This is a genomic window from Sphingomonas sp. NCPPB 2930 (assembly GCF_042867205.1).
GTDB lineage: Bacteria > Pseudomonadota > Alphaproteobacteria > Sphingomonadales > Sphingomonadaceae > Sphingomonas.
The window spans coordinates 52,294-69,402 of the sequence record NZ_JBHZQU010000009.1 but is presented as its reverse complement, the minus strand read 5'-3'; the positions used below and the strand labels follow the sequence as shown (position 1 = coordinate 69,402).

Annotated in this window: 17 protein-coding genes; 11 read left to right on the top strand and 6 right to left on the bottom strand. The window is 67.1% G+C overall.

All coding sequences use genetic code 11. The features are described 5' to 3' along the window. Positions 1–23: 23 nt before the first annotated feature. The 5 genes from ACFX59_RS11860 (at position 24) to ACFX59_RS11840 (ending at position 4,361) form a co-directional block, all read left to right on the top strand. Positions 24–692 (top strand): CpaD family pilus assembly lipoprotein, encoded by a 669-nt coding sequence (locus tag ACFX59_RS11860; RefSeq protein WP_387432467.1) that lies wholly within the window; start codon positions 24–26, stop codon positions 690–692. Next, positions 689–1,948, top strand: a complete 1,260-nt coding sequence (locus tag ACFX59_RS11855; protein ID WP_387432465.1) for a pilus assembly protein CpaE — start codon at positions 689–691, stop codon at positions 1,946–1,948. The genes ACFX59_RS11860 and ACFX59_RS11855 overlap by 4 nt, the downstream gene beginning before the upstream one ends. 4 nt (positions 1,949–1,952) lie before the next feature. Then, positions 1,953–2,930: a type II secretion system F family protein gene (locus ACFX59_RS11850; protein ID WP_387432464.1), complete on the top strand. Its 978-nt coding sequence runs from the start codon at positions 1,953–1,955 to the stop codon at positions 2,928–2,930. Further along, positions 2,931–3,935, top strand: coding sequence for a type II secretion system F family protein (locus tag ACFX59_RS11845; protein ID WP_387432463.1), 1,005 nt, complete (start codon positions 2,931–2,933; stop codon positions 3,933–3,935). Between the two features lie 63 nt (positions 3,936–3,998). Beyond that, complete coding sequence (locus ACFX59_RS11840) at positions 3,999–4,361, top strand: hypothetical protein (RefSeq protein ID WP_307103149.1); 363 nt, start codon at positions 3,999–4,001, stop codon at positions 4,359–4,361. A gap of 227 nt (positions 4,362–4,588) precedes the next feature. On the opposite strand, the gene ppdK is transcribed toward ACFX59_RS11840, so the two are convergent. The 3 genes from ppdK to ACFX59_RS11825 form a co-directional block, all read right to left on the bottom strand. Next, positions 4,589–7,249, bottom strand: coding sequence for a pyruvate, phosphate dikinase (gene ppdK, locus ACFX59_RS11835; RefSeq protein ID WP_387432461.1), 2,661 nt, complete (start codon positions 7,247–7,249; stop codon positions 4,589–4,591). A gap of 124 nt (positions 7,250–7,373) precedes the next feature. Continuing rightward, on the bottom strand, positions 7,374–9,608 hold the full coding sequence (glyS, locus tag ACFX59_RS11830) for a glycine--tRNA ligase subunit beta (protein WP_387432459.1): 2,235 nt from the start codon (positions 9,606–9,608) through the stop codon (positions 7,374–7,376). After that, the gene (locus ACFX59_RS11825; protein WP_314732876.1) at positions 9,608–10,447 is read right to left on the bottom strand and encodes a glycine--tRNA ligase subunit alpha; all 840 of its coding nucleotides are present in this window, start codon (positions 10,445–10,447) and stop codon (positions 9,608–9,610) included. The genes glyS and ACFX59_RS11825 overlap by 1 nt, the downstream gene beginning before the upstream one ends. Positions 10,448–10,693: 246 nt before the next feature. Between ACFX59_RS11825 and ACFX59_RS11820 the strand changes: the two genes are divergently transcribed. The 5 genes from ACFX59_RS11820 to ACFX59_RS11800 all read left to right on the top strand — a co-directional run bounded on the left by ACFX59_RS11820 (position 10,694) and on the right by ACFX59_RS11800 (position 13,246). Then, positions 10,694–10,897, top strand: a complete 204-nt coding sequence (locus ACFX59_RS11820; RefSeq protein WP_261269196.1) for a helix-turn-helix transcriptional regulator — start codon at positions 10,694–10,696, stop codon at positions 10,895–10,897. An 81-nt stretch (positions 10,898–10,978) separates the two neighbouring features. Continuing rightward, a complete protein-coding gene (locus ACFX59_RS11815; protein ID WP_387432458.1) occupies positions 10,979–11,158 on the top strand; it encodes a hypothetical protein in 180 nt (59 codons plus the stop codon). Then, positions 11,155–11,589 (top strand): hypothetical protein, encoded by a 435-nt coding sequence (locus ACFX59_RS11810; protein ID WP_307103138.1) that lies wholly within the window; start codon positions 11,155–11,157, stop codon positions 11,587–11,589. Before ACFX59_RS11815 ends, ACFX59_RS11810 begins: the two co-directional genes overlap by 4 nt. Positions 11,590–11,630: 41 nt before the next feature. Then, positions 11,631–12,518, top strand: coding sequence for a TraB/GumN family protein (locus ACFX59_RS11805; protein ID WP_387432457.1), 888 nt, complete (start codon positions 11,631–11,633; stop codon positions 12,516–12,518). 122 nt (positions 12,519–12,640) lie between these two features. Continuing rightward, positions 12,641–13,246 (top strand): 50S ribosomal protein L25/general stress protein Ctc, encoded by a 606-nt coding sequence (locus tag ACFX59_RS11800; protein WP_307103134.1) that lies wholly within the window; start codon positions 12,641–12,643, stop codon positions 13,244–13,246. A gap of 178 nt (positions 13,247–13,424) precedes the next feature. Here ACFX59_RS11800 and ACFX59_RS11795 read toward each other — a convergent pair whose 3' ends face one another. Further along, positions 13,425–13,883 (bottom strand): EF-hand domain-containing protein, encoded by a 459-nt coding sequence (locus tag ACFX59_RS11795; RefSeq protein ID WP_307103132.1) that lies wholly within the window; start codon positions 13,881–13,883, stop codon positions 13,425–13,427. 215 nt (positions 13,884–14,098) lie between these two features. Here ACFX59_RS11795 and purB point away from each other — a divergent pair, with 215 nt between their 5' ends. Next, the gene (gene purB / locus ACFX59_RS11790) at positions 14,099–15,412 is read left to right on the top strand and encodes an adenylosuccinate lyase (RefSeq protein ID WP_387432456.1); all 1,314 of its coding nucleotides are present in this window, start codon (positions 14,099–14,101) and stop codon (positions 15,410–15,412) included. A 215-nt stretch (positions 15,413–15,627) separates the two neighbouring features. On the opposite strand, the gene ACFX59_RS11785 is transcribed toward purB, so the two are convergent. Further along, complete coding sequence (locus ACFX59_RS11785; protein ID WP_387432455.1) at positions 15,628–16,140, bottom strand: thioredoxin family protein; 513 nt, start codon at positions 16,138–16,140, stop codon at positions 15,628–15,630. 85 nt (positions 16,141–16,225) lie between these two features. Further along, positions 16,226–17,047, bottom strand: a complete 822-nt coding sequence (locus ACFX59_RS11780; RefSeq protein WP_387432454.1) for a hypothetical protein — start codon at positions 17,045–17,047, stop codon at positions 16,226–16,228. Between the last annotated feature and the right edge of the window lie 62 nt (positions 17,048–17,109).

Here is a 17,109-nt window from a genome sequence, read left to right as displayed (position 1 = left end):
CCCGCCCAAGGATGCCCCGCCCCATGCGCCGCGCCCCGCTTTGCCTGACGTCCCTCGGCCTGCTGCTGTCCGCCTGTAACGCCGGTGGCCAGCACGGGCTGGAAACCGCGCATCAGCCGGTCGTGTCGCAGACCGACTATGCGCTCGACCTCGCCGTGTCGCGCGGGCAACTGGCGGCCGACGAGGATCACCGCCTCGACGGCTGGGCGCGCAACCTGCGGCTGGGTTATGGCGACCGCGTGACCGTCGAGGACCCGGCGGGCGAGGCCACCGGCGCCTATCGCCAGGTCGCGGCGGTGATCGGCGCTTATGGCCTGCTGCTCGGTCCGTCCTCGCCCATCGCGCAGAGCCCGGTCGCGCCCGCGACGATCCGCGTGATCGTGACCCGCGCCCGCGCGACGGTGCCCGGCTGCCCCGACTGGCGCAGCGATCTGGCCCCCGACTGGAGCGGCGACACCTCGTCCAACCATGGCTGCGCGGTAAACCGCAACCTGGCGGCGATGGTCGCCGATCCCCGGGAACTGGTCCGCGGCACCGACGGCCCCGCCACCGCCGACCCGCGCTCCGCCACCCGCGCGATCGTCGCGATGCGGCGGGCGGGCACCACGGGCACGGGCGGCACCACGCTGCGCGATCCCAACGCGACCGCGAGCAGCGGCCCCGCGCCGACCAGCAGCGGAGAGCCCCAGTGAACGCCCCCTGGAATCCCCAACGCGCGCTGAAGCGCGACCCGTTCCAGGCCTATGTCTGCGACGACTGGGCGGCCGAGGCGATCCGCCCGATCGCCGACGAACAGGGATGGTCGCCGGACAAGGTCTTCAAGACCGGCATGCGCGGTGCGATCCAGTCGCTGGCGGTGTCGGCCAGCCCGCAGATCCTGCTGGTCGACCTGAGCGACACCGACGATGCGGTGGGGGAGATCAACAATCTGGCCGAGGTGTGCGAACCCGGCACGATCGTCATCGCGATCGGGCAGGTCAACGACGTCCGCCTCTATCGCACGCTGATGAACAGCGGCATCCATGATTATCTGCTCAAGCCGCTGAGCGCCGATCAGCTTCGCGACACGCTCGAACAGGCGCGCGCGATCCTGCACGCCCCCCGCCCCGCCGACCAGACGCCCGAGCGGGCGCATTGCGGCGTCGCGGTGATCGGCGTGCGCGGCGGCATCGGCGCCTCGACCATCGCCACCTCGCTGGGCTGGCTGATGGCGGAGCGGCTGGGGCGTTCGACCGCGCTGCTCGACCTGGACGTGCATTTCGGCACCGCCGCGCTCTCGCTCGACCTGGAGCCGGGACGCGGACTGGTCGACGCGATCGACAATCCCAGCCGGATCGACGGGCTGTTCCTGGAACGCGCGATGGTCAAGGCGTCGGAGCGGCTGGCCATCCTGTCCGCCGAGGCGCCGATCAGTGCGCCGATCCTGACCGACGGCATCGCCTTCGCCCAGTTGCAGGAGGAGATGCGGCTGACCTTCGAGACGACGCTGGTCGACCTGCCGCGCGACATGGCCCTGCAACAGCCGATGCTGCTGAACACCGCCCAGACCGTGGTGCTGGTGACCGAACTCACTTTGGCCGCCGCGCGCGACACGATCCGCATGCTCGCCTGGCTGAAGCTCAACGCGCCGCAGGCCGCCGTCCTGCTCGTCGCCAACCGGGTCCAGCCCGCCGCGCTCTGCGAGATCGCGCAGAGCGATTTCGAGGGGTCGATCGAGCGCCCCGTCGATGTCCTCATCCCCTATGACCAGAAACTGGTCGTGCAGGCCGCCAAGCTGGGCAAGCCGATCGCCGAACTGGGCAAGTCCTCGCGCACCGTCGCGCCGATGATCGCCATGGTCCAGCGCATCTGCGCCTCCACGGAGGACGCCGCCGCCCCCGCGCGGCGCGGACTGCTCGACCGGTTCGACTTCAAGGCGCTGCTGTCGAAGCGCGCCGGGACGGCCTGACCGGGTGAGCATCCTGGCGACCCTGATCCTGGCGGTCGGCGTCTTCGCGACGCTGATGCTGGTGATGGCCGCACTGTCGGCCCCGTCGACGCCGCGCGCACAGTCGCGGCGGCTGGCGGGCCTGCGCACGCGGGTCGCGCTCGATCTCGACAAGCCCGCCGTGGCGGCCGCCTCGCGCGGGATCGCGTTCGCCACCGATACCCGCATGGACAAGGCGTTCGGCCGGTTGCTGCCCAACCCGGCGAAGCTGGCCAGGCGGCTGGACCGGGCGGGGCGCGGCTGGACGGTGGGGCAATATGGCCTGGGCTGCGCCGCCGTCGCGCTCGTCACGCTGATACTGGGCCTGATGATCGGGCTGTCCTTTGTCCTGGCGCTGCTGCTGGGCATCGGGATCGGGCTGTGGTTGCCGCATGTCTTCCTGTCGATGACGATCGGCCGCCGGATCGCGAAGTTCACCGCCCGCTTTCCCGACGCGATCGAGCTGCTGGTGCGCGGGCTGCGCTCGGGCCTGCCCATCGCCGAGACGATGGCGGTCGTCGGCCAGGAGGTGCCCGGCCCGGTCGGCGAGGAGTTTCGCGCGGTCTATGACCGGATGCGGATCGGCCGGACGATGGATGCCGCGCTTCAGGACGTCGCCGACCGGCTGGAGACGCCCGAATTCCAGTTCTTCGTCATCGCCATCGCCATCCAGCGCGAAACCGGCGGCAACCTGGCCGAGACGCTGTCCAACCTGGCCGATGTGCTGCGCAAGCGTGCGCAGATGAAGCTGAAGATCAAGGCGATGTCGTCCGAATCCAAGGCGTCGGCCTATATCATCGGCGTCCTGCCCTTTGCCGTGTTCGCCATGATCTGGCTGATCAACCAGCCCTATATGGCGCGCTTCTTCATCGATCCGCGCCTGATGCTGGTCGGCGGCGTCGGCATCCTGTGGATGGGGCTGGGCGCGTTCATCATGTCCCGCATGATCAATTTCGAGATTTGAATGCGCAGCCCCGCCCCCTCTTCCGCGACCGGCCCGTTCGGCCTCGACGCCGCCTCCACCGCCACGCTGCTATGGGGCGTCTGCATCCTGGCGCTGCTGTTCGTCGGCTATCTGCTGATCGGCAGCCGCGATCCGATGAAGGCGCGGGTGCGCACCCTCAATGCGCGGCGCGAGCAGCTCAAGGCCGGGACCGCCGCCCCGCCCCCGTCGCGGGCAAGGCTGATCGACCGCGACACGATGCTGAACCGGATGCACGTCATCCTCGATTCGCTGAAGATGTTGCAGGACGAACAGGTCCGCGCGGTCCAGACCAAGCTGCTCCAGGCGGGTATCCGGTCCAAGGAGATGGCGGTCGCGGTGATCTTCGGCCGCTTGGCGCTGCCGATCGTGCTAGGCGGGCTGATCGCCTTGTGGGTCTACGGCACCGACGGTTTCGCCACCTGGAGCCCGTTCAGCCGCAACATCCTGGTCGCAGGCACGCTGCTGCTGGCGTACAAGGCCCCCGATCTGGCGCTGAAGAACCAGATCACCAAGCGCAGCCAGGCGATCCGCAAGGGCCTGCCCGACGCGCTGGATTTGCTGGTCATCTGCGCCGAGGCCGGGTTGACGATCGACGCGGCCTTCATGCGCGTGGCGCGCGAATTGCGCCGCGCCTATCCCGAGCTGGGCGACGAGTTCCAGCTGACCTCGGTCGAGCTCGGTTTCCTGACCGACCGGCGGCAGGCGCTGGAGAATCTGGCGATGCGCGTCGATCTCGATTCGGTCCGCGGGGTCGTCACGACGATGATCCAGACCGAGAAATACGGCACCCCGCTCGCCAGCGCGCTGCGCGTCCTGTCGGCCGAGTTCCGCAACGAACGCATGATGCGCGCCGAGGAAAAGGCCGCGCGCCTGCCCGCGATCATGACGGTGCCGCTGATCCTGTTCATCCTGCCGACGCTGTTCGTGGTGATCCTGGGCCCCGCCGCCTGCTCGATCAAGGATACGCTCGTCACCGGCCAGTAACACTCGCGCAACCACCGACGCGTCCGGTCGTTGTCCGGACGTAACAGGCAGGGATCGACCGCGATGCTGTTCACTTCGACGACACAATTCGCCGTGCTGGGGCTGGTCCTCATCGCAGGGTGGCTCTTCGGCTTGGCGAGCCATCCGGGCGGCCGCAAATGGCGCACCCGCTATTCGACCGAGCGCGACGCCCATGCCGCGCAGGTGAAGGACACCGAGACCAAATTGTCCGCCGCACAGGCCCGCATCGCCGAGCTGGAGCGCGAGAACCAGCGGCTGGCCAGTGCGCAACCCGTGGCGGCGGCCCCCGTGACGGAGCGGGCGCCGTACCGCCCGGTCGCCGCCACCGCCGCGCGTCCGGCCTATCCGGCGGGTGAGCGTCGGGGCTGGTTCGATTTCGGCAACCGGGTCTCGACGCGCGGGTAACGGGGTTTCATCGGGTGTGGGCTCGGTGAGACACCCTGCCCTCCCCCGGCCCCTCCCGCCTGCGGGAGGGGAGGGACTTGGGGCGCATTCAGCCCCAAATCACCGATTGCACCGTGCAACGCGATCGAGATGTACGCTGCCCGCGCCCCTAGGCACGCCCCTCCCGCAGGCGGGAGGGGATGGGGGAGGGAAGGCTCCCGGCGAACCGCTCCCCTCCCCGCGACCGATTACCGCGCCTTCAACGCCGCCTGCGCCGCCGCCAACCGGGCGATCGGGACCCGGTACGGGCTGGCCGAGACATAATCCAACCCGACCTGCTCGCAGAAGGCGATCGACGCCGGGTCGCCGCCATGCTCACCGCAAATGCCCAGCTTGATGCCGGGGCGCGTCGCGCGGCCGCGCTCGGCGGCCAGGCTGACCAGTTCGCCGACGCCCTCGACATCCAGGCTGACGAACGGGTCCTTGGCGTAGATGCCCTTCTCGACATAGGCGCCCAGGAAGCGCGCCGCATCGTCGCGGCTGACGCCCAGCGTCGTCTGGGTCAGATCGTTGGTGCCGAAGGAGAAGAACTCGCCCACCTCGGCGATTTCCCCGGCCTTCAGCGCGGCGCGCGGCAGCTCGATCATGGTGCCGACCAGATATTCGACCGTCTTGCCCCGCTCGGCGAACACGGCCTGCGCGGCCTTGTCGACCACCGCCTTCATCAGCTCCAGCTCGCGCCGGGTGGCGACCAGCGGGATCATGATCTCGGGGATCGGGGCTTCACCCGACTTCTCCGCGACGTCCAGCGCCGCCTCGAAGATCGCCCGCGCCTGGATTTCATAGATTTCGGGGTAGGTCACGCCCAGGCGACAGCCGCGATGGCCGAGCATCGGGTTGAACTCGTGCAGTTCGCTCGCCCGGCGCTTCAGCGTATCCACGTCCACGCCCGCCGCCGTCGCGACCTCGGCGAATTCGGCCTCCTGCTGCGGCAGGAATTCGTGCAGCGGCGGGTCGAGCAGCCGCACCGTCACCGGCAGGCCCGCCATCACCTCGAAGATCGCGGTGAAGTCGGCGCGCTGTTCGGGCAGCAGCTTGGCGAGCGCGGCGCGGCGGCCCTTTTCGTCGGAGGCCAGGATCATCTGGCGCACCGCGGTGATCCGCGCGGCGTCGAAGAACATATGCTCGGTCCGGCACAGGCCGACGCCCTCCGCGCCGAAATCGCGCGCGGTCTGGCAGTCGAGCGGGGTTTCCGCATTGGCGCGGACCTTCAGGCGGCGAACCTGATCGGCCCATTCCATCAGCGTGCCGAAATCGCCCGCCAGCTCGGGCTGGACGGTCGCCACCGCGCCGACCATCACCTCGCCGGTCGAACCGTCAAGCGTCAGGATATCGCCCTCGCGCACCTCGCGCGAACCCACGCGTAGCAGCTTCGCCTTGTTGTCGATCGACAGGCTACCCGCGCCCGAGACGCAAGGACGACCCATGCCGCGCGCCACGACCGCCGCATGGCTGGTCATGCCGCCGCGCGCGGTCAGGATGCCCTTGGCCGCGTGCATGCCGTGGATGTCTTCCGGGCTGGTTTCGACGCGGACCAGGATCACCGCCTCGCCCGCCGCCGCCGCGCGCTCGGCGGCATCGGCGTCGAACACCACCTTGCCCGAGGCCGCCCCCGGCGAAGCGGGCAGCCCCTTGGTCAGCACGTCGCGCCGGGCATTGGGGTCCAGGGTCGGGTGGAGCAGCTGGTCGAGCGCCGCCGGATCGACCCGCGCGATCGCTTCCTCGCGGGTGATGAGGCCCTCATTGGCCATGTCGACCGCGATCTTCAGCGCAGCCTTGGCGGTGCGCTTGCCCGAGCGGGTCTGGAGCATCCAGAGCTTGGCCTGTTCGACCGTGAACTCGATGTCCTGCATGTCGCGGTAATGGTTTTCCAGCCGGTCGAAGACGGCGGCCAGTTCGGCATAGACCTCCGGCATCGCCTCTTCCATCGAGGCGGGCTTGGCCTTCGCTTCCTCGCGCGCGGCCCTGGTCAGATACTGCGGCGTGCGGATGCCCGCGACGACATCCTCGCCCTGCGCGTTGATCAGGAACTCGCCATAATAGGCACGGTCGCCCTTGGACGGATCGCGGGTGAAGGCCACGCCCGTCGCCGAGGTGTCGCCCATATTGCCGAAGACCATCGCCTGCACATTGACGGCGGTGCCCCAGTCGGCGGGAATGTCGTTCAGGCGGCGATAGACCTTCGCGCGCTCCGACTGCCACGACCCGAACACCGCGCCGACCGCGCCCCAGAGCTGGTCCTGCACATCCTGCGGGAAGGGCTTGCCCCATTGCTCCTCGACCAGCCCCTTATAGGTCGTGACCAGCGCCTTCCAGTCGGCGGCCGACATCTCTGTGTCGAGCGTGAAGCCGTTATCCTCCTTGGCGATCTCCAGCGCTTCCTCGAACGCGCCGTGATCCAGCTCCAGCACGACATCGGCGTACATCTGGATGAAGCGGCGATAGCTGTCCCAGGCGAAACGCTCGTCACCCGCCTTCTTCGCCAGCCCCTCGACGGTGGCGTCGTTGAGGCCCAGGTTCAGCACCGTGTCCATCATGCCCGGCATCGACACCCGCGCGCCCGAGCGGACCGAGACGAGCAGCGGGTTTTCCGGGTCGCCGAAGCGTTTTTCCGTCACCGCCTCGATATGCGCGATGCCGTCCGCCACCTCGTCGCGCAGTTCCTGCGGAAACTGCTCGCCATCCTCGTAATAGCGGGTGCACATCGCGGTCGAGATGGTGAAGCCCGGCGGCACCGGCAGCCCGATCGACGCCATTTCGGCCAGGTTCGCGCCCTTGCCGCCAAGCAGGTTCCTGTCCCCCTTACCGCCGTCCGAAACGCCGCCGCCGAAGCGGTACACATAGGTCATCGGTTCGATCCTTTACTGGTCGTATCGTCCGACGCCCTGGGGACACAGGCGTCGGTGTTAATAAGGCGATATTGCCGGAGGGGAAGACAGGAAGCTGTCGGTCCGTCTCCCGATCCGGCTCAACTCATCCCTCGATCCTCGAAAAATCCGCCACCATGTGAACGGCGGCCCGCACACGGGCGAGCAGCGCGAGGCGCACCGCCCGCTTGGCCGGGTCGGCGTCGTTGACGGTGACATCGTCGAAGAAGCGGTCGATGGGCGCACGGAGCGAAGCGAGCGCGGCCATGGCGGCCTCGAAATCCTCGGCCTGCACCGCCTCGGCCGCCTTGGGCTCGGCGGCGTCGAGCGCGGCGATCAAATCGGCCTCGGCGGGTTCGGGCGTGTAGGTCGGCGCGGTCCAGCCCTGGTCGCCCTCGACGCCTTCCTTCTTCAGGATGTTCGCGGCGCGCTTATAGCCTGCGAGCAGGTTGATGCCGTCGTCGGTGGTGACGAAGGCTTGCAGCGCGCTAACGCGGGCGAACAGGCGGACGAGGTCGTCCTCACCGCCGAGCGCGAAGACCGCGTCGATCAGGTCATGACGGACGCCCGCTTCGCGTTGCTGGACCTTGAGGCGGTCGGCGAAGAAATTAAGAATTTTTTCGATCGCCGCATCGTCGTTCAAGTTCAGTCGCATCATAATGTGAAGAGCCCACGTTTCACGGGCGTTGAAATCCACCGTCCACTGCAATGGGCCTTCTGGTGACTTTATATGGTTCTTAATTTCCTCAATACGCGACAGATCCCCAAACATCTTTTGGAAATTGCCACTTTCCTGACACCCAGCTCTCACCGCCTTCAGAAAATAAGTAAAAGCAACCTGACGCAGCACCAAAGAGAGCGGAAGGCGTAGTGCGTTCAAGTTTATCAAATCCGACAAGCCAATGCAGGCACGACGCAATGCAAACGGATCTTTTGAACCAGTCGGTGTCAGGTCCATCAAGAAAAAGCCAAACAACGTATCCAGCTTATCGGCCAGCGCCACGGCCACCGTCACCGGCGCGGCGGGAACGTCATCGCCCTGCCCGACCGGCTTGTAGTGATCGCGCACCGCCTCGGCCACCGCCGGGTCTTCGCCCTGTGCGGCGGCATAATAGCCGCCCATCAGGCCCTGCAATTCGGGGAACTCGCCGACCATGCCGGTGACGAGATCGGCCTTCGCCAGTTCGGCCGCGCGGCGCGCCAATGCGGGATCGCAACTCGGAACGATGCCCTCGCTCGCCAGCCATTCGGCCAGCTTGGCCACCCGCTCGACCTTGTCGGCGACGGTGCCGAGCTTTTCGTGGAAGACGATCTTTTCCAGCTTGGGCCGCAGATCGTCGAGCTTGGTCTTCAGGTCCGTCTCGTAGAAGAAGCGCGCGTCGGACAGGCGGGCGGCAAGCACCTTGCCATTGCCCTCGACGATCTTCGCGCCGCCATCACTCGCCTCGATATTGGCGGTGCAGACGAAGGCGTTCGCCAGCTTGCCGTCGGCCGAGCGGCAGACGAAGTACTTCTGGTTCACCCGCGCGGTCAGCTGGATGACCTCGGGCGGCACGTCGAGATAGGCTTCGTCGAAGCGGCCGAGCAGCGGCACCGGCCATTCGGTCAGCCCGGCATTCTCGGCGACCAGCCCTTCGTCCTCGACCAGTTCCAGCCCCGCCTCGGCGGCCAGCGCCGACGCGCGCTCGCGGATGATCGCGGCACGCTCGTCCTGATCGACCAGCACCTTGGCGGCGCGCAGCTGCTCGACATAGGTGTCGGCGCCGGTCAGCACGATCTCGGCGGGCGCGTGGAAGCGGTGGCCCCGCGTGACATTGCCGCTGGTGATTCCGGCGATCTCGAACGGCACCACCTGGCCGCCGAACAGCGCGACGATGGCATGCAGCGGGCGGACCCAGCGCATCGACTCGGTCGAGGCGGACTCCGCCCCCCAGCGCATCGACTTGGGCCAGGGGAAGGCACGGACGATCGCGGGGATCGCCTCGGCCAGCACCTCGGCGGTCGCGCGGCCAGGCTTTTCGGTGATCGCGAAGAGCACGCCGTCGCGCTCGGTCAGCTGCTCGCGCGTCAGCCCGGTCTTGCGCAGGAAGCCCTCCAGCGCCTGGGGCGGGGCGGAGGCACGCGGGCCCTTCACTTCCTCGGACACCGCCTCGGTCGCGGACGGAAGCCCCTTGGCGATCAGCGCCAGACGGCGCGGGCCCGCATAGGTGACGACCTCACCCGCCGACAGACCGGCCTTGGCGAGTTCGGCGGCGAACAGCTTGGCGAGATTCTCCCGCGCGCCCGCCTGCATCCGGGCGGGGATTTCTTCGGAGCGGAGTTCGAGCAGAAAATCGGTCATCACGCGGCCCAGCCGTTCTTGTCCATCCAGGCGCCGCACGCGCCCTTCGCCAGATCGCGGACGCGGCCCATATAGGCCTGGCGCTCCGCCACCGAGATCACGCCGCGCGCCTGCAGCAGGTTGAAGGTGTGGCTGGCCTTGATCGCCTGTTCATAGGCGGGGATGGGCAGCTTCGCCTCCAGACAACGCTCGCACTCGGCCGCCGCCTTGCGGAAGGCGTCGAACAGCGTTTCCGTGTCGGCCACCTCGAAATTCCAGGTCGACATCTGCTTTTCGTTTTCGAGAAACACGTCGCCGTAGCTCACGCCCGCATCGTTGAAGCGCAGGTCGTAGACGTTGTCGACGTCCTGGATGTACATGGCCAGACGCTCGAGCCCATAGGTCAGTTCGCCCGCAACCGGCTTCATGTCGTAACCGCCCATCTGCTGGAAATAGGTGAACTGGGTCACCTCCATCCCGTCGCACCAGACTTCCCAGCCCAGGCCCCAGGCGCCCAGGGTCGGGCTTTCCCAATCGTCCTCGACAAAGCGGATGTCGTGCTTGGCCATGTCCACGCCGATCGCGGCCAGGCTGCCCAGATACAGGTCCTGCAGGTCGGCGGGCGAGGGCTTCAGGATCACCTGATACTGGTAATAATGCTGGAGCCGGTTGGGGTTCTCGCCATAGCGGCCATCGGTCGGGCGGCGGCAGGGCTGGACGAAAGCGGCGTTCCACGAATCCGGACCCAGCGCGCGCAGCGTGGTCGCGGGGTGAAAGGTGCCCGCCCCCATCTCCATGTCATAGGGTTGCAGGATCACGCATCCGCGCTCGCTCCAATAGTCATGGAGGGTGAGGATCATGCGCTGGAAGGAAAGTGGTCCTTCCGGGGGTCCGTTCCGGGTCAGCATAACGCGGCAGGCTTTGGCTCATGCCCCCTTCGCGGTCAAGGCGAGCCGCCGCGCCCGCGATGCCGCCAGTCAGCCAAGCATGATATTTTGTCAGGTCTTGTTGACATGGTCACGACTCACTGTCACTTTGTCATGGTCACCTGACATTCCGTCATGCACAGGTGACAAAGGGAGGTTGCCATGCAAGAGGAGGTGGACATGAAAAATCGCCTCAAGGTGCTGCGCGCCGAACGCAACTGGAGCCAGGCGGAACTCGCCGGGCGGCTGGACGTGTCGCGACAGGCCGTCAACGCCATCGAGACGGGGAAATACGACCCCTCGCTGCCGCTCGCCTTCCGCATCGGCCGCCTGTTCGACATGCCCATCGAGGAGATTTTCGATGACGAGCATCATGGTGAGTGAGTCGCCGGACTGCGATCCGCAGGAACCGGAACGGATGACGCGCGGCGGAGGCCCGGCCTATCTGATCCGCCGGGTGCGATCATGAGCCGCCGCCTGACCCGCACGGTGATCGGGACCGGCATCGCGCTGTCGCTGCTCGGCTGGGGCGCCGATCGCGTGGGCGGGATCGCGTTCGACACGTTCCGCCCGAAGATGCAGGCCGCCCCCAAGGCTGCGCTTCCGCATTTCTCCGTCCATCTTTCCATCGAGGTGCGGCCATGACCATGAACGCTTCGCGTATCGCCAAGGGACCAAGCGAACGCGCCAATCACCGCCTACTTGCCATATCCGGCGCCGTCGGCGGGATCGCGGGGTTGTCGACCGCGCTGATCGTTTTACAACAGCCGCAGGGTGCAGCCCGCCCAGACCTGTGGTCCTCCCCACTGCCGCTCTGGTTCGCCGTGCTGATGGCGCTGATCTGGGGCGTGGTCATCCCCATCATCTCATGGCGCTGGCATCGGGTGGTCGACGAGCACGAACGCCAGGCTTACCGCGACGGTGCGGTCGCCAGCTTTTATACGGTCGGCCTGGGCGTGCCCGTCTGGTGGTTCCTGTGGCGCGGCGGCGTGTTGCCCCCGGTGCAGATCGAATGGGTGTACGGCGCGATGCTCGCGGTCGCCGGCCTGGTCTGGCTGTGGCGCAAGTACATTTGATCCCCTTCCCTTTCCGAAAGCCCGATCCCATGAAGACGATCATGAAGACCGCCCTCACCTCGCTCGCGTTGATGCTGGCGCTCCCCGCCTGCGCGCAGAGCAAGCCCGCCCAGGCCCCCAATGACGCGGACCCCGCCTTGTGGGTGGTCAAGGATGCCGACACCACCATCTATCTGTTCGGCACCATCCATGTGCTGAAGCCCGGCCTGACTTGGTTCGACGAGGCGGTGAAGACCGCCTTCGACAAGTCCGACCAGCTGGTCCTGGAGATGGTCGAGCCCGACAAGGCGACGATGCAGCAGATCGTGCTGAAGAACGGCTTTTCGCCCACCGGGCCGACGCTGACCGAACAGCTGCCCGCCGACAAGCGCGGCGCCTATCTGAAGGCGATCGCCGATCTGGGCGCGCCGCCCCAGGCGTTCGACCGGATGAAGCCATGGCTGGCCGCCGTCACCCTGTCGATCGCGCCGCTCCAGAAACAGGGTTACGATCCCGCCAACGGGCCGGAAAAGGTGCTGACCGAAGCCGCCAGGTCGGAGGGCAAGCCGGTCGAGGGGCTGGAGACCGCCGAGCAGCAGATCGGCTATTTCAACGGCCTGTCGCCCAAGGCGCAGATCGAGTTCCTGACCTCGACCGTGGACGAACTGCCCAAGGCGGGCGAGGAAATGGCGAAGATGGTCGACGAATGGGCGCATGGCGACCCCGATGCGCTGGCCCGCGACATGAACGAGAGCCTGAAGGACTCGCCCGAGGTCGCCAAGACGCTGCTGACCGACCGCAACGGCCGCTGGGCGAGCTGGATCAAGCAGCGGCTGGCCAAGCCCGGCACGATCTTCATGGCGGTCGGCGCAGGCCATCTGGCCGGGGACGACAGCGTCCAGGCGCAACTCGCCAAGCAAGGGATCAGGGCGCAGCGCATCGCCTATTGAGGCGCGGCGGCCGACACCTTGCCTTTTGCCGTCTTTGCGGCTATGCGCCCCCGCTTCCGGTCATGGTCATCCCTGGAGGCGTGATCGGGAAGCTATATCCCTTTTGTTTCGGAGTTACTGGAATGAGCGACACCCTTACGCTCGCCGCCGAGACGCGCGATCAGGTTGGCAAGGGAGCCTCCCGTTCGCTGCGTCGTGAAGGCCGCGTCCCCGCCGTGATCTATGGCCAGAACAAGGCCGCCGCGTCGATCCATCTCGAAGAGAAGGCGCTCGTCAAGGCGCTGATGACCGGCCACTTCTTCACCTCGGTCATCATGGTGGACGGCCAGCGCACGCTGGCGAAGGACGTCGCGTTCCATCCCGTCACCGACCGCCCGCTGCACGTCGACTTCCTGCGCATCGGCGAGCATGAGACCGTCACGGTCGCCGTTCCGGTCGTCTTCACCGACGAGGACGAGAGCGGCGTGAAGCAGGGCGGTGTCCTGAACATCACCCGCCACGAGATCGAGCTGGTCGTCGACGCCGCCAACATCCCGACCGAAATCAGCATCTCGCTGAAGGGTCTGGCCGTGGGCGACTCGATCCACATCTCGGACGTGAAGCTGCCCAAGGGTGCCGAGCCCGCCATCGACGACCGCGACTTCGCGATCGCCACCATCGTTCCGCCGACGGTTCCGACCGCCGCGGACGAAGCGGCCGATGCGTCGGAAGGTTCGGAAGAGGCCTGATCCGGCCTCGCTCTCTCTCACGAGCGAGCGAACGAAAATCAGGGCAGGTGGCGGCGACGCCCCTGCCCTTTTTCGTGCCCCGCAAACAGGCACGAAAAAGGGGCCGCCGAACCGGGTGGTCCGACGGCCCCGCTCATCCCCGCTCGGGGAATCGTAGGAACGGAGGGGGTGTTCCGGCTCAGCCCTGACCCTGGCTCAGAAAGCCGGTCAGCTCGGTCTTCGACACCTTCTTGCTCTTGTCGGTGTCGGCTTGGGCAAAGGCGGTGCCCACCCATTTCTTGGTCGCAGGCGACTCGGCCTTGGTCGACGGGTCGGTCTGAGCCTTCAGTGCGACCATCCATTGGGTGAACTCGGCCTTGTTCAGCTGGCCATCACCGTCCTTGTCATAGGTCGGGAACTGGGTGTCGACGACCTGCGCGATCTGGCTGCCGGTTGCCTGGACCTGGCCCTCGGCGGGGGCCGCCTGGGCGGGCGCGGCGGGTTCTGCCGACGGCGTGGCGGCCTGCATCGGATCAGCCGTGGTTGTCGTCGCCGATTGCGGCGCCGCCGGCGTGGTCTGGGCGGGGGCGGGCGCAACCTGCGCAAGCACCGGAGCAGACGCCATCATGGCACCGGCAAGAAAAGCATATTTCATCATCTCGTCTCTCCCTTACTCTGGTCGATCGATGACTATGAAGACCGGAAACGCATCTTCGCCTTTAGTGATACGATCCCGTTCGGCATTTGACCATATGGGGTTTGCATCTTCGGATTTGAAGGCTCGGCTCGTCCCTGCTAACGGCACGGCACACCGTGATTCCGAGAGGGAGTGCACGGTAAGCCGTGCCGTTTCCACGACCTGAAGGTGCCCCGATGATTCCGCGCTATTCCCGTGCTCCCATGACCCGGATCTGGGATCCCCAGACCCGTTTCCGCATCTGGTTCGAGATCGAGGCGCACGCCACCGACGCGCTCGCCGAGCTGGGCGTCGTCCCGAAGGAAGCCGCCGCGCGCATCTGGGAAGCCGACAAGGCGGCGGGCGATTTCGACATCGACCGGATCGATTCGATCGAGGCGGAGACCAAGCACGACGTCATCGCCTTCCTGACCCATGTCGCCGAGCGGACCGGGCCGGAAGCACGCTTCCTGCACCAGGGCATGACCTCGTCCGACGTGCTCGACACCTGCCTGGCGGTGCAGCTGGCGCGCGCCTCCGACATTCTGCTCGAAGACCTCGACGCGCTGCTCGCCGTCATCAAGCGCCGCGCGCTGGAGCACAAGCTGACCCCGACCATCGGCCGCAGCCATGGCATCCATGCCGAACCGGTCACCTTCGGCCTGAAGCTGGCGCAAGCCTATGCCGAGTTCGACCGCAACCGCGCTCGCCTGGTCGCGGCGCGCGCCGACATCGCCACCTGCGCGATCTCGGGCGCGGTCGGCACCTTCGCCAATATCGACCCGCGCGTGGAGGCCCATGTCGCCGAGAAGATGGGCCTGACCGTCGAGCCCGTTTCGACCCAGGTCATCCCGCGCGACCGCCATGCGATGTTCTTCGCGACGCTGGGCGTCATCGCCAGCTCGATCGAGCGGCTGGCGACCGAGGTCCGCCACCTGCAGCGCACCGAAGTCCTGGAGGCCGAGGAATATTTCTCGCCCGGCCAGAAGGGCTCGTCGGCGATGCCGCACAAGCGCAACCCGGTGCTGACCGAGAACCTGACCGGCCTGGCCCGCATGGTGCGCGGCTATGTCACCCCGGCGCTGGAGAATGTCGCGCTGTGGCATGAGCGCGACATCAGCCATAGCTCGGTCGAGCGCTATATCGGCCCCGACGCGACCATCACCCTCGACTTCGCGCTCGCCCGCCTCACCGGCGTGATCGACAAGCTGGTCGTCTATCCGGCGCGGATGGAGAAGAACCTCAACAAGATGGGTGGCCTGGTCCATTCGCAGCGCGTCCTGCTGGCGCTGACCCAGGCGGGCGTGAGCCGCGAGGACAGCTATCGCCTCGTCCAGCGCAATGCGATGAAGGTGTGGGAGTCCGACGGCGAACTGTCGCTGATGGAACTGCTCAAGGCCGATGCGGACGTGACGGCGGCGCTGTCGCCCGAAGAGATCGAGGCGCGGTTCGACCTCGATTACCATTACAAGAATGTCGACACGATCTTCGCGCGGGTGTTCGGCGCGTAATCGGTCGGGGGGAGTCCCATTGGCGGCTTGTCCCGCCGAGACGGACTCCCCTCCCCCAACCCCTCCCGCCTGCGGGAGGGGAGTTGCCTGGGGAAGCGCTTACCCTCTTTCCTCTCCCCTCCCGCAAGCGGGAGGGGCTGGGGGAGGGAACCCGGCCAATCAAATACGATCGGCCCATAAGTCGTCACATGACGATCAACCGGCCGTGAGCCCCCTCACCCCACCCACTGCGCCAGCCAGTCCGCCACCGCCTGCGGCGTCATCGCCCGCGCATCGGCCAGCGCGGTTTCTCGCCCGGCATTAACCAGCTTGTTGGTCTTCGGATCGACGATCAGCACCGCGGGCACGCCCGCCAGCCGCCCGGTGATGCCGTAAGAGGCCGGGACATCCATATTCTGGTCGAACCGGCCCACATCGACCGTCACCACCTCGAAATGCCGGGCGACGAAGGGCCGCATCTTCGGCGACTCCATCATCCCCGCCAGTAGGCGGCAGTCGAGGCACCAGTTGCCGCCCATATCGATCAGCACGCGCTTGTGCGCCTTGACCGCCCGCGCGCGGGCCGCCGCGATGGCCGCCTTGGCGTCGCCCGCATGATAGGGCAGCGGCAGGGGCTTGGGCAGCGCCTCGAAACTGGCGATCCCGACGCGCGGCGCGGCGACCGGCGCGGCGGCGGGGAGCAGCGCGCACGCAGCAAGAAGGGGCAAAGCGGCTTTCCACGGCGACATGACAATCTCCATCCTGATGACCGCCATTGGAGCGCGACCATCGCCGCAATGCAATATGGCTTTGCTTGGGGGCTGGACGCCGCGCCTATGCCCCACTGGCCGGGATCAGCGTCGGCACGTTCCGCACGGCGAGCAGCCAGCGGTAAAAGGCATCGATCAGATACACCCGAAGTGTGGTCGGCTCGACGCTCAGCTTCTTCACCCCCTCCAGGCACTCGGGCGCATTGACGAGCATCGCCTGTTCCAGCCCCCGGACCAGATCGCTGCCCTGCGGCGCGTGGAACAGCCGGGTCGCGAGGACCGGCTGGGTCTGAACCAGGCAGGCGGCTACGACGAACCCCGATTTCTCCGGATTCTGCCGATAGCGGTTATGGGCGGTTTCCACCTTGCGGAAGCGCGTGCGTACCGCCGGGTCGAAGGTCTGCGCGGCATCGAGCGACGCATCCGGCGCAAAGGCGCGCAACGTCCGCTCGAGCAGGATTCCGCGATGGAGGAGATCCTGTCCCGCCAGCGCAGGGTTCCACGGCGGGCTGGATCCCAGCGGCGGGTAACATCCCCAGTTGGTGACGATGACCATGCCCTGCGCATATTCGGTGCTGGCCAGCGACGGGGGCCCTTCGACCGCCTTGCGCAACCAGTCCCGGCTGGCCTTGTCGAAAGCACAGGCCAGGAACTGGTCCGCGCGTTCATAGGCGATGTTGACCTGCGTATTGTCGACCGGCGCCCAGCGGACATTGACGGGCAAGGCGTCGCGCGGAAGGCTGAGCGCCTGGACGATGATCTCGTCGGACGATCCCGCATCCGGGAGAAGTATCTTTTCGACTTTCCGGGATGGAACGGCTTGCGCCGCGACAGGTGCCAACACCATCGCACCGAGGGCGATCAAGCATCCAGGCAGGTGACGCATCGCAGGACTTCCTTGTCAAAGTCGCGCGACAATCATGACTCCCGCCTTGCTCGGGAGTCAAC

What these genes read in the sequence shown, in the direction of transcription:
- ACFX59_RS11860 (WP_387432467.1), top strand. Translation starts at nt 24, where the DNA reads ATGCGCCGCGCCCCGCTTTGCCTGACGTCCCTCGGCCTGCTGCTGTCC.
- ACFX59_RS11845 (WP_387432463.1), top strand. Translation starts at nt 2,931, where the DNA reads ATGCGCAGCCCCGCCCCCTCTTCCGCGACCGGCCCGTTCGGCCTCGAC.
- ACFX59_RS11840 (WP_307103149.1), top strand. Translation starts at nt 3,999, where the DNA reads ATGCTGTTCACTTCGACGACACAATTCGCCGTGCTGGGGCTGGTCCTC.
- ppdK (WP_387432461.1), bottom strand. Translation starts at nt 7,249, where the DNA reads ATGACCTATGTGTACCGCTTCGGCGGCGGCGTTTCGGACGGCGGTAAG.
- glyS (WP_387432459.1), bottom strand. Translation starts at nt 9,608, where the DNA reads ATGACCGATTTTCTGCTCGAACTCCGCTCCGAAGAAATCCCCGCCCGG.
- ACFX59_RS11825 (WP_314732876.1), bottom strand. Translation starts at nt 10,447, where the DNA reads ATGATCCTCACCCTCCATGACTATTGGAGCGAGCGCGGATGCGTGATC.
- ACFX59_RS11820 (WP_261269196.1), top strand. Translation starts at nt 10,694, where the DNA reads ATGAAAAATCGCCTCAAGGTGCTGCGCGCCGAACGCAACTGGAGCCAG.
- ACFX59_RS11815 (WP_387432458.1), top strand. Translation starts at nt 10,979, where the DNA reads ATGAGCCGCCGCCTGACCCGCACGGTGATCGGGACCGGCATCGCGCTG.
- ACFX59_RS11810 (WP_307103138.1), top strand. Translation starts at nt 11,155, where the DNA reads ATGACCATGAACGCTTCGCGTATCGCCAAGGGACCAAGCGAACGCGCC.
- ACFX59_RS11805 (WP_387432457.1), top strand. Translation starts at nt 11,631, where the DNA reads ATGAAGACCGCCCTCACCTCGCTCGCGTTGATGCTGGCGCTCCCCGCC.
- ACFX59_RS11800 (WP_307103134.1), top strand. Translation starts at nt 12,641, where the DNA reads ATGAGCGACACCCTTACGCTCGCCGCCGAGACGCGCGATCAGGTTGGC.
- ACFX59_RS11795 (WP_307103132.1), bottom strand. Translation starts at nt 13,883, where the DNA reads ATGATGAAATATGCTTTTCTTGCCGGTGCCATGATGGCGTCTGCTCCG.
- purB (WP_387432456.1), top strand. Translation starts at nt 14,099, where the DNA reads ATGATTCCGCGCTATTCCCGTGCTCCCATGACCCGGATCTGGGATCCC.
- ACFX59_RS11785 (WP_387432455.1), bottom strand. Translation starts at nt 16,140, where the DNA reads ATGTCGCCGTGGAAAGCCGCTTTGCCCCTTCTTGCTGCGTGCGCGCTG.
- ACFX59_RS11780 (WP_387432454.1), bottom strand. Translation starts at nt 17,047, where the DNA reads ATGCGTCACCTGCCTGGATGCTTGATCGCCCTCGGTGCGATGGTGTTG.